Origin of the sequence: Caballeronia sp. INDeC2 (assembly GCF_023631325.1) — a bacterium.
Taxonomy (GTDB): Bacteria; Pseudomonadota; Gammaproteobacteria; order Burkholderiales; family Burkholderiaceae; genus Caballeronia.
On sequence record NZ_JALQDG010000010.1, the window covers coordinates 95,204 to 106,810 of the forward strand.

At 66.1% G+C, this 11,607-nt stretch carries 10 protein-coding genes; 9 read left to right on the forward strand and 1 reads right to left on the reverse strand.

Features of this window, described 5'->3' with window-relative positions:
- Nucleotides 1-290 precede the first annotated feature (290 nt).
- The 9 genes from NCS28_RS08055 to NCS28_RS08095 all read left to right on the forward strand — a co-directional run bounded on the left by NCS28_RS08055 (nt 291) and on the right by NCS28_RS08095 (nt 11,096).
- Nucleotides 291-2,795 carry an acyl-CoA dehydrogenase gene (locus NCS28_RS08055; RefSeq protein WP_250513328.1) on the forward strand — a complete coding sequence of 835 codons (2,505 nt, stop codon included), beginning with the start codon at nt 291-293 and terminating at the stop codon, nt 2,793-2,795.
- Nucleotides 2,796-2,862: 67 nt separating this feature from the next.
- The gene (locus NCS28_RS08060) at nt 2,863-4,290 is read left to right on the forward strand and encodes a 3-oxoacyl-ACP reductase (protein WP_250513329.1); all 1,428 of its coding nucleotides are present in this window, start codon (nt 2,863-2,865) and stop codon (nt 4,288-4,290) included.
- An 11-nt stretch (nt 4,291-4,301) separates the two neighbouring features.
- Nucleotides 4,302-5,207, forward strand: coding sequence for a MaoC family dehydratase (locus tag NCS28_RS08065; protein WP_250513330.1), 906 nt, complete (start codon nt 4,302-4,304; stop codon nt 5,205-5,207).
- Entirely contained in the window at nt 5,204-6,499 is a 1,296-nt protein-coding gene (locus NCS28_RS08070) for an acetyl-CoA C-acetyltransferase (protein ID WP_250513331.1), read from the forward strand. The genes NCS28_RS08065 and NCS28_RS08070 overlap by 4 nt, the downstream gene beginning before the upstream one ends.
- Before the next feature lie 66 nt (nt 6,500-6,565).
- Complete coding sequence (locus NCS28_RS08075) at nt 6,566-8,317, forward strand: AMP-binding protein (RefSeq protein WP_250513332.1); 1,752 nt, start codon at nt 6,566-6,568, stop codon at nt 8,315-8,317.
- Nucleotides 8,318-8,333: 16 nt separating this feature from the next.
- Complete coding sequence (locus NCS28_RS08080; RefSeq protein ID WP_250513333.1) at nt 8,334-9,221, forward strand: DUF1571 domain-containing protein; 888 nt, start codon at nt 8,334-8,336, stop codon at nt 9,219-9,221.
- 196 nt (nt 9,222-9,417) lie between these two features.
- Nucleotides 9,418-9,660, forward strand: a complete 243-nt coding sequence (locus NCS28_RS08085; protein WP_250513334.1) for a hypothetical protein — start codon at nt 9,418-9,420, stop codon at nt 9,658-9,660.
- 94 nt (nt 9,661-9,754) lie between these two features.
- Complete coding sequence (gene surE, locus NCS28_RS08090) at nt 9,755-10,543, forward strand: 5'/3'-nucleotidase SurE (RefSeq protein ID WP_250513335.1); 789 nt, start codon at nt 9,755-9,757, stop codon at nt 10,541-10,543.
- Nucleotides 10,544-10,631: 88 nt separating this feature from the next.
- A complete protein-coding gene (locus NCS28_RS08095; RefSeq protein WP_250513336.1) occupies nt 10,632-11,096 on the forward strand; it encodes a DUF2147 domain-containing protein in 465 nt (154 codons plus the stop codon).
- A 78-nt stretch (nt 11,097-11,174) separates the two neighbouring features.
- On the opposite strand, the gene NCS28_RS08100 is transcribed toward NCS28_RS08095, so the two are convergent.
- Nucleotides 11,175-11,567: a transposase gene (locus NCS28_RS08100; RefSeq protein ID WP_250513337.1), complete on the reverse strand. Its 393-nt coding sequence runs from the start codon at nt 11,565-11,567 to the stop codon at nt 11,175-11,177.
- Between the last annotated feature and the right edge of the window lie 40 nt (nt 11,568-11,607).

The window sequence follows — 11,607 nt, forward strand, 5'->3', positions numbered from 1 at the left end:
GCTGTGGCTCATCCTGCAAGATTCATCCACAGCGCCCTTTGACGCCCCGCTTCGGCGGGGCATCGACAACTGTTCTCCTTCAGTTGTTTAGTCGTTCGAACAAATCATTCGATTTTGTCGGTCTTGAACTGAGGCAAAAGAATAGCCTCCCGGATAGTGGGCTTGAAGTGGATGCGTCCTAATCCGGACGAGACTAGAGTGAACGCTTAGTTTCGACTCGTCACGACGACGCGAACTCGGCGTAGTGGCATGAAGCGTGCTTCCCACTCTGAAAAATCTGGAGACCCGTGATGCCCGCGCTCTATGTCATCGCCTTCGTCCTCCTCGCCGGCGCGCTCGCCTTTATGCAAGCGCCCGCGCTGGTCTGGTTCGTCGGGCTGGCGATATGGGTAGCCCTCGGCCCGCTCGTCGGCGTGACGGGCACGGTCGGTGTCACGCTGCTCGCGATCGTCTTCGTACTTCCAGCGCTCATGCTTGCCATCAAACCGCTGCGCCGCGCGATCGTCAGCCACCGCGTGCTCGCCGCGTTCCGCAAGATCCTGCCCGAGATGTCGTCGACGGAGCGCGACGCCATCGAAGCGGGCACCGTCTGGTGGGACGCCGAACTGTTTTCCGGGCGACCGCGATGGGACGACCTGCTGGAACACGGCGCACCGAAGCTGACGCCGGAAGAGCAAAGCTTTATCGACATCGAATGTGCGCGCCTGTGCGAGATGTCGAACGACTGGGACACGACCGCGATCTGGCAGGACCTCTCGCCGCAGGCGTGGGCCTACATTAAGGAACAGGGCTTTCTCGGCATGATCATTCCGAAGCGCTACGGCGGAAAGGCGTTCTCCGCATATGCGCACTCGCAGGTGATCATGAAGCTCGCGACGCATTCGTCGGCGGCGGCCGTATCGGTGATGGTGCCGAATTCGCTCGGCCCCGCCGAACTGCTGCTCCATTACGGCACCGAGGAACAAAAGAACCACTATCTGCCGCGTCTCGCGCGCGGCGACGAAATTCCGTGCTTCGCGCTCACCAGTCCCTACGCGGGATCGGATGCGGCCGCGATTCCGGATGTCGGCATCGTATGCCGCGGCATGCACGAGGGCCGCGAGACGCTCGGCTTTCGCGTCACATGGGAGAAGCGCTACATCACGCTCGGGCCGATCGCGACCGTGCTCGGCCTCGCGTTTCGCGCGCTCGATCCCGACCATCTGCTCGGCGATGACGCAACGCCCGGCATCACCTGCGCGCTGATTCCGACGAACCATCCCGGCGTCAATATCGGACGGCGGCATTGGCCGCTCAACGCCGTGTTCCAGAACGGCCCGAACTGGGGCAAGGACGTGTTCATCCCGATGGAATGGGTCATCGGCGGACGCGCGCAAGTGGACAACGGCTGGCGCATGCTGATGGAATGCCTCGCCGCCGGGCGGGCGATTTCGCTGCCCTCATCGAACGTCGGCATGGCGAAGCTCGCGGTGCGCGGCACGGGCGCATACGCCGCCGCGCGCCGCCAGTTCCGCACGTCGATCGGCCGTTTCGAAGGCATTCAGGAAGCGCTCGGGCGCATGGGCGGCAATCTGTACGTGATGGACGCGGCGCGCCGCCTGTCCGCGCAGGCCGTCGATCTCGGCGAGAAGCCGTCGGTCATTTCGGCGATTGCGAAGTATCACATCACGGAACGCGCGCGCAAGGTGATCAACGACGGCATGGACGTCGTCGCCGGCAAGGGCGTCTGCATGGGGCCGTCGAACTTTCTGGCGCGCGCGTATCAGCAGATGCCAATCTCGATCACCGTCGAAGGCGCGAACATCCTGACGCGCTGCCTCATCATCTTCGGGCAAGGCGCGATCCGTTGTCATCCCTATGTGCTCAAGGAAATGGCCGCGACGCGCGACGCCGATCCGCACCGCGCGCTGCGCGATTTCGACGACGCGTTCTTCGGCCACGCGAGCTTTCTAGCGTCCAACGCGATGCGCAGCCTCGTGTACGCGTTCGGCGGCGCCGCGCTCATGCGCAAGCCCGTGCGCGCCGATGCGCGGCTTCTGCCCTACTACCGCGCCGCCACGCGCCTGTCGAGCGCCTTCGCTTTGTTCGCCGACGTGTCGATGCTCGCGCTCGGCGGCGAGCTTAAACGCCGCGAGCGCCTGTCGGCGCGGCTCGGCGACATCCTCTCGCAGTTGTATCTGCTGTCGGCGACGCTCAAGCGCTTCGAGGACGACGGCCGCCCCGAAAGCGACCTGCCGCTCGTGCGCTGGGGCGCGGAAGACGCGCTGCATCAGGCGAGCGCCGCGTTCGAAGGCTTGCTCGCAAATTATCCGAACCGCGCCGCCGCCGCGCTGCTGCGCGCGCTCGCCTTCCCCTTCGGCCTGCCGCACGCAGCGAGCAGCGATGCGCTCGGCAACGACGTCGCGATGCTGATGCAAACGCCCGGCGCGGCGCGCGAACGCCTCGTCGCGGGCTCGCACGTTTCGTCGATCGAAACCGATCCGATCGCCCGCTGCGAAAAGCTGCTCGCGCTCACGCCTGCCGTCGTCGCGCTCGAAGCGCGCCTGCGCGATGCCGTCAAAGCGGGCCGATCCGAGCCGCTGCCGCAAAGCCCGCAAGACGTTCAAGCGTGGGCGCAAGCGGCTGCGGCGCGCGGCTTCATCGACGAAAGCGAGCGCGCGCTTCTGGCCGAATGGGCGGCGCATGCGCGCGAAGCGGTGAAAGTCGATGATTTTTCCGCAGACTTCGGTATCCTCGAAGCATTGCAAAAGCGCAGCGCGGCACTCGAGCGGCAATGGCCGGAAAACGTCGCATGAAGGCGTCGCCTGAAGCACGCAGGCCCGAGGCCACGCCGCGCGCGCCCCGACGAGCGATCGCCAATCGATGAAAGACCGCTATCTCGACTTCGTCAACTCGCCCTTCGGCACGAGCATCGCGCGCTCGCTCGGCCTGCCGCGTCCCGAGGTCTTGCGCCGCCATCGCGCGGATCGGGCCGAGTTCGGCGGCATGGCAGCGATCGGCGCGGGGCCGTCGCCCGCGCTCTTCGATGACCTGATGGCCGTGCTCTCCGCCATCGGCATGACGGGCATCGCGCACGAGAGCGCGTCCGGTTGGCTGCCCGTCGCCGCGCGCCACGGCGCGATGAGCGGCCGCTTCGAGCCGCGCGCTCGCGATGCTTCAACGAGCGATCGGGTCGAAGCGCTGATCTTCGACGCAACCGGCATCGACGAAAGCGCTCAACTGCATTCGCTGTACGCCTTCTTCCACGACGCGCTGCGCTCGCTCGCGAAGAACGGGCGCATCGTGGTCATCGGGCGTCCGCCCGCCACGAGCGCGAGCGTGCCGGCCGCGACCGCCCAGCATGCGCTCGAAGGCATGACGCGCTCGCTGGGCAAGGAAGCGCGCAACGGCATCACGTCGAATCTGCTGCGGGTGGCCGAAGGCGCGCATATCGAATCCGCGCTGCGCTTCTTCCTTTCTCCGCGCTCGGCCTATGTCTCGGGCCAGGTCGTGACCATCGACGCGCCCGCGCCCGCTCCCGAAAGCTGGGCGAAGCCGCTCGCGGGCAAGCGCGCGATCGTGACGGGCGCGGCGCGCGGCATCGGCGCGTCGATCGCGGCGGTGCTCGCGGAGCGCGGCGCGATCGTCACCGGGCTCGATGTCGAGGCTGCCCGCGACGCGCTCGATCAGACGATGCTGTCGATCGAAGACGCATCGCCCTCGGGCGGCGCGCATGCGGCGCTCGTCGCGGACATCGCCGCGCCCGAAGCGCCCGCCGACATTGCCGCCGCGCTCGCCGCGTCGGGCGGAATCGATATCGTCGTGCACAACGCGGGCATCACGCGCGACAAGACCATCGCGCGCATGAGCCCGGAGATGTGGGACAGCGTGATCGACATCAATCTGCTGGCTCAGACGCGCATCGACGACGCCCTGCTCGCGCAGAACGTGTTGCGCGAAAACGGGCGCATCGTCGCGGTGTCGTCGATCAGCGGCATCGCGGGCAATCGCGGGCAGACCAATTACGCGACTTCGAAGGCCGGCGTGATCGGCCGCGTGCACGCAATGGCGCCGTCGCTGCGGGCGCGCGGCATCACGATCAACGCGGTCGCGCCCGGCTTCATCGAAACGCACATGACCGCGCGCATGCCGTTCGGCGTGCGCGAAGCCGGCAGACGGCTCAATTCGATGGGACAAGGCGGCTTGCCCGTCGATGTCGCCGAGACCGTCGCGTGGCTCGCGAGTCCTGGCAGCGCGGGCATCACGGGCAACGTCGTGCGCGTGTGCGGCCAGAGCCTGATCGGCGCGTAAGGAGCGAGCGCATGCACGCACCGACCATGCCGCGCGCCCGCACCGTCGTCATCGATACCTTGCCGCCGCCCGCCCAGCTCTACGGACGCGCGCTGCCCGCGCTCTTTCGGCGCGCTCGCTCGCCGGAGTTGCCCGCGCTCAGGCTCGTGCGCCCCGACGTCAGGCTCGACGCGGAGCAGGTCGGGCGCTATGCGCGCGTGTGCGGATTCATCCCCGAGCATGGCGTGCCGCTCACGTTCCCCCACGTGCTCGCGTTCCCCTTGCATCTGATGATACTCACCGATCCGTCGTTTCCGTGGTCCGCGCTCGGCGTCGTGCATCTGTCGAACAGCGTGCGGCTGCGGCGTCCCCTCGCGGCGGGCCAGGGCTTGCGCATCGAAGTCGAGTGCGGTCCGCTCGTGCCGCATCGGAAGGGCCAGGCGTTCACGCTGCATACGCGCATCTACCGGCGCGGCGAGGCCGTGTGGGACGGCGACAGCGTCTATCTGAAGCGCGGCGTGCGCAGCGAAAGCGCCGCACCTTCGATAGACATGGCCGATGCCTCGGATGCGCGCGTGCCGCTGCTCGCACGCGAAGCGCGCTGGCAGCTTCCGCCGCAGCTGGGCCGCGATTACGCAAAGGCGTCGGGCGACTTCAATCCGATTCACCTGCACATGCTGAGTGCGAAAGCGTTCGGCTTTCCGCGCGCGATCGCGCATGGCATGTGGACGCTCGCGCGCACGCTCGCGGCGCTGCATCCGATCAAGCCGCTCGCATCCGGACATGCGCACGGCGATTTCAAATCGCCGCTTTATCTGCCCGGCGACGCGACGCTCTGGAGCGCCGCGTCCTCGCCCACCGCGCGCGATTTCGAAGTGCGCGATCTCGCGGGCGACCGGCCGCATCTGCGTGGTCATTTCGAATGGGAGCTGCCATGAGCGAGGTTCGGCGGGTCGCCATTATCGGCAGCAACCGGATTCCGTTCGCGCGCTCGAACACGGCGTACGCGAGCGCGTCGAATCAGGACATGCTGAGCTTCACGCTGCAAGGTCTCGTCGATCGCTTCGATTTGCACGGCATGCGTCTCGGCGAAGTGGCGGCGGGCGCGGTCGTCAAGCATTCGCGCGATTTCAATCTGACGCGCGAAGCGGCGCTCTCGACCACGCTCGCGAAGGAAACGCCCGCCTACGACGTGCAGCAGGCCTGCGGCACCGGCCTCGAAACGGCGATTCTCGTTGCCAACAAGATCGCGCTCGGGCAGATCGACGTGGGCATCGCGGGCGGCGTCGACACGGCGTCGGATGCGCCCATCGCCGTGAACGAGCGCATGCGCAAGATCCTGCTCGAAGCGAATCGCGGACGCTCGGCGGGCCAACGCGTCGGCGCGCTCGCGAAGCTGCGGCCCGGCATGTTCTTCCGGCCGCTCCTGCCGCGCAACGCGGAGCCGCGCACGGGCCTCTCGATGGGCGAGCACTGCGAACTGATGGCCAAGCGCTGGAAGATCTCGCGCGAATCGCAGGATGCACTCGCGCAAGAAAGTCATCGCAAGCTCGCGGCCGCCTATGGGCGCGGTTTCTTCAACGATCTGATGACGCCGTACAAAGGGCTCGCGCGCGACAACAATCTGCGTCCGGATTTGACGCTCGATCAGCTCGCGCAGCTCAAACCCGTGTTCGATCGCGATGCCGGCACGCTCACCGCGGGCAACTCGACGCCGCTCACCGATGGCGCATCGGCGGTGCTGCTCGCGTCCGAGCAATGGGCGGCCGAGCGCGGACTGCCGGTGCAGGCGTTCCTCACGTTTTCCGCGACCGCCGCCGTCGACTTCTTCGACAAGCGCGAGGGCCTGCTGATGGCGCCCGCCTACGCGGTTCCGTCGATGCTCGCGCGCGCCGGGCTCGCGTTGCAGGACTTCGATTTCTACGAAATCCACGAAGCGTTCGCCGCGCAAGTGCTCTGCACGCTCGCCGCGTGGGAGGACGACGAATATTGCCGCATCGCGCTGGGCCTGAACGGACCGCTCGGCTCGATCGATCGCGCGCACCTGAACGTGAACGGCAGCTCGCTTGCGACCGGACATCCGTTCGCGGCGACGGGCGGGCGTATCGTCGGCACGCTGGCGAAGATGCTCGCGAAGGCGCCCGATCGCAGCGACGGCAAGCCGTTGCGCGGACTGATCTCGATTTGCGCGGCGGGCGGCCAGGGCGTCGTCGCGATACTGGAGCGGTAAGCGGCAGAAGCGAAAAATAAGGCGCGCCTTTCGACGAAAAACGAAACGCGCCAACGGAGACACCACATGAGCCCGGGACAGACAGCGCCGCGCGCAGCCTGGAAGCCGCACGCGACGGACGGCATCTGGTACGCGTCGTATCCGCGCGATGTCGCGCGCGAGATCGATCCTTCGCGCTATCGCTCGCTGGCGCATTTCTTCGATGAGTGCGTCGAGCGGTTTCGGGATCGCGTCGCGTTCGTGAGTCTCGGCTCCGAGCTGACGTTCGCCACGCTCGGCGAGAAGGCGCATGCGTTCGCTGCGTATCTGCAAAGTATCGGCGTGAAGCCCGGCGATCGCGTCGCGCTGATGATGCCCAACACGCTGGTCTATCCCGTCACGCTTTTCGGCACGCTGCTCGCAGGTGCGATCGTCGTCAACGTGAATCCGCTCTACACGGTGCGCGAGTTGAGCCATCAACTCAAGGACAGCGGCGCGCAGACGGTGGTCGTATTCGAGAAGTTCGCGAAGACCGTGCAGGACGCGCAGCCGGGCACGCGTGTGAGGAACGTTATCGTGAGCGGGCTCGGCGATCTGCTCGGCGGCGGCCTCAATGTGAAAGGCCGCGCGATCGATCTGTTCCTGCGTCATGTGAAAAAGGAGGTGCCCGCTTACGCGCTGCCCGATGCGGTCCGCCTGTCGCAAGCGCTCGCACGCGGCGCGCGGCAGAAGTTCGAGCCGGTGAGAGTCGGTCACGGCGACATCGCGTTCATTCAATACACGGGCGGCACCACGGGCGTCGCGAAAGGCGCGATGCTCACGCATCGCAACGTCATCGCCAATCTCTTGCAGGCGCTCGCGTGGGCGGGCGGACAGCTCGTCGACGGCGAGGAAATCATCGTCACGCCGCTGCCGCTGTATCACATCTATTCGCTGACCGTGAACGCGCTCGCCTTTCTCGCGATCGGCGCGCGCAACGTGCTGATCGTCAATCCGCGCGATATCGGCGCACTCATGCGCGCCCTGCGTCACGAGAATTTCACGGCGATCACCGCGCTCAACACGCTCTACAGCGCGCTCATGGACAACGACGATTTCCGCCGGCGCGACTTCTCCGCGCTCAAGCTCGCGATGGCCGGCGGCATGGCGACCCAGCGCGTGATCGCCGAACGCTTCCGGGCGATGACGGGCCAGACGCTCGTGGAAGGCTACGGCCTCACCGAATGCTCGCCGCTCGTCGCCGCGACGCCGCTCGATGCCCACGGCGCGAGCGACTTCGACGGAAGCATCGGCGTGCCGGTGCCGTCGACACTCGTGCGCATGCGCCGCGAGGACGGCGCTTGGGCGAACGTCGACGAACCGGGCGAGCTCTGCGTGCAAGGCCCGCAAGTGATGAAAGCCTACTGGAACCGCCCCGAGGACACGGCGAAAGCCATCGACGCCGACGGCTGGCTCGCGACCGGCGACATCGGCGTGATGGATGCGCGCGGCATCATCCGGCTCATCGACCGCAAGAAGGACATGATGATCGTGTCGGGCTTCAACGTGTATCCGAACGAGATCGAGGAAGTGCTCGCCGCGCATCCGAAAGTGCGCGCGGTGGCGGCCGTCGGCGTGCCCGATCCGGTGACGGGCGAGCGCGTGAAGGCATTCGTCGTGCGTCGCGACGATACGCTCACGGTGGAAGAACTCGTGAAGTTCGCCCGTTTACACCTGACCGGCTACAAGGTGCCTTCCTACGTCGAGTTCCGCGACACGCTGCCGCTCACGACGATCGGCAAGGTGCTCAGGCGCGAACTGCGCGAAGCCGAATCGAAAGCACGACAATCGCAGGACTGACTTTTCGGAGATGCTCATGCCGCGTGCGCCATGCCGCCGGGCTTCGGACTTGCGGCTCGCTTGCGCGGGCCTGTTGTGTCTCGTGCTCGCGCTCGCGTCTTTAGTTGCGCGCGCGGATGCAACCGAAGACGCCGCGCGCGTCGGCGAAATGAGCGTCGAGCAGCAGGCGCAATGGCTCTCGCGCTCGGCCGAAAGCGGCGCGCTCGCGAGACTCGGCGACGCGCAGCTCATCGCCCTCTTTCGCTCGCTCGACGCGCGCACGCTGCCGCGTTACCTGCAGGAAGGCTTGCAGGAGTATCAATCCTGCGAGTTCACGATGCGCCGGCGCGAGCGCATCAAGGGAAAGTGGCCCAAGCGCGCGGATCACATGCTCGTGCGCGTCACGCGCGAGCCGCTGCGCGTCTACGCGAAATGGCTGCCCGATGGCGCGCATGCTGGCCAGGAAATCATCTACGACGATTCCAAACGTCCCGACGAGCTCTACGGTCATCTCGGCGGCTTTCTGGGCGTCGTGCCGATGTGGACGTCGGTGGACGGCGCCCTCGCCCGCGCGCAATCGAATCATTCGATCCGCGAGCTCGGCATCGAAGCGGTCACGCAGCGCTTCATCGACGAAGGGCGCAGATTCGCCGAAGCGGGCATCACAAAGCCGGCGAATATCGAAGTGAAGACCGTCGACGGATTGCGCGTCGTCGCGCTCACGTATGAAACGCCCGAAGGACAGCCCGAGTTCTACGCGAAAAAGGAAGTGCTCGGGCTCGATCTCGAGCGGCCGGTTTTCCGCACGCTGGAGTCGTACGACAACGACGGCAATATTTTCGAAAGCGTCGTGTTCGAGCGCATCGAAATCAAACCCTTCGACGATCTGACGTTCGACCCGAAAAATCCTGACTATCGCTTCTGATCGGCGCGCCAATGAAACGCCCGCCGACTTCATGACATCGGATGTAACAACGTGCCGCACCGCGCGCCGCGTGGTTTTAAGTTTCGCCTAAGAGTCGGCCGATAACCTGCCCGCACTCCATCGACATCAAGGTCCGCCGCGCAGGCAGCACGCCGGGAGCGCCGCACATCGTCATGCAAACTTGAGGACATCGTTCATGAACCTCCGCCGTCCGGCTTCCGCACCCGTGCGAGCCATCAAAAGGCTTCTGAGCCATCACGAAATCGCCACGCTGCTGTTGCTGCTGCACGCGCCCATCGACGCGATGGCCGCGACGCCCGATGTCGCTTCGTTGCAGGAATACGGCTATGTCGAGATCGTGTCGCCGGACATGGGCGCGCCGAAAGTACGTCTGACCGAGGACGGCAACGCCGTGCTGCGCGGCCTCGGCGTCAAGTAAGGCGCCAGGAAGAACCGGGCCGCGGACGCCCGACTACGCGAACTCTGTAATAATCGGTCGATACTTTTCATCATCGACCAAGGAGTGATTCGCGATGTCCGCCCTCTCACCCATCGTGCAGCGTGTGCTCATCACCAACGACGACGGCATCGACGCGCCCGGCCTCGCCGTGCTCGAAGCCGTAGCCGCCGAACTCGCGCACGAAGTCTGGGTCATCGCGCCGGAACACGATCAGAGCGGCACGTCGCACTCCATCAGCCTGCATTCGCCGTTGCGCGTGTCGCGCCAGGGCGAGCGGCGCTACGGCGTGCAGGGCACGCCCGGCGACTGCGTCGTCATGGGCGCGCGCCATATCATGAAAGACGCGCCGCCCACGCTCGTGCTTTCCGGCATCAACCGCGGCGCTAATCTCGGCGTCGAGACCATGTTCTCCGGCACCGTCGGCGCCGCGATGACGGGCCTGCTGCTCGGCCTGCCGTCGATCGCGCTCAGCCAGACCTTCACCGATCGCGAGAACGTGCGCTGGGATACGGCGCGCGCGCTCGCGCCGGGCGTGATCCGCCAGTTGCTCGCGATCTCCCACGACGCGCCCACGTGCCTGAACGTCAATTTTCCCGATTGCGACGCGTCCGCCGCCGGTCCGCTCACCGTGACGCGGCAAGGCATCGGCCTCGTGGAAGGCATCGATGTGCTGCCGCTCGTCGATCCGCGCGGCATCGACTATCACTGGCTGCGGTTTCAGCGCGGCCCGCGCCCGAATTCGCCCGATAGCGAAACGGCGGTGGTCGCGTCCGGCCGCGTCTCCGTCACGCCGCTGCATTTCGATCGCACCGACGAGCGCACGTTCGCCACGCTCGAAGCGGGTCTGAAGCGCGGCGTCTGAGTCGTGAACGCGCGCCGCTAGAACGTTTCCTCGCAGACGCGAACGGTCGCTTTCTCGTATGCTCGGGCGATCACAACAAGGAGACAACATGACCCGACTCATCGGTTCGCGCGGCGCGCGCGTGATGCTCGGCGCGCTCTGCGCCACCTTTGCCGCGAGCGTGTTCGCGCAGGCGGCGACGCCCGTCGGCACCTGGCAGACCATCGACGATCAGACCGGCAAGCCGAAAGCGATCATCCAGATCGTCGACGACGGCGGCGGCCAGTTGTCGGGCAAGGTCGTGCGCGGCATCGGCGAATTCGATCATCCCGAGCGCCGCTGCACGGCCTGCACCGACGAGCGCCGGGATCAACCGGTCAAAGGGATGACGATCATCACCGGCATGCGGCAAAACGGCGATGCATGGGACGGCGGCCAGATTCTCGATCCCGAGAACGGCAAGCTCTACAAGTGCAAGATGAAGATGGAGGACGGCGGGCAGAAACTCGTCGTGCGCGGGTATATCGGCGTGTCGCTGCTGGGGCGTTCGCAGACCTGGCTGCGCCAGCAATAGGTATCGATAAAGTCAAAGCCGGTCGAAGATGGATGTCTTCGACCGGCTTTGCTTATTTCGCGCCTGCCTTCGACGAGATCATGCGGCGTGACGCTGATGCGCCTCGTCCGCTTGCGCGCCTTCGGGCATGGCGACGCTCTCGAGCTTGAACTCCGGCGGCACGCGCATGCGCGATGTCATCAACGCATAGAGCGATTCTCCGGACGGGCCGAAGAGCTGCGTCATCACGTGCAGCAGGACGCCCGACTCGTGCCACGTCTTGAAACGCCGATGGCACGTCTGATACGACGGATATTTGCGCGGCAGCGTGGACCACGACGCGCCGCTGTACATCACCCAGAGCACGCCGTTGAGCACGGCGCGGGTATTGGCGAGCGGCCGGCCTCGCAGCTCTGAACGAGGACGCAGTTCGGGAAGCAGCGGTGCGACCATCTGCCATTCTTCGTCGGACATGTCGCGGTAGGGCTTCACGGTAATTTCTCCAATTTGCTGACTGATAACCGATATCGAC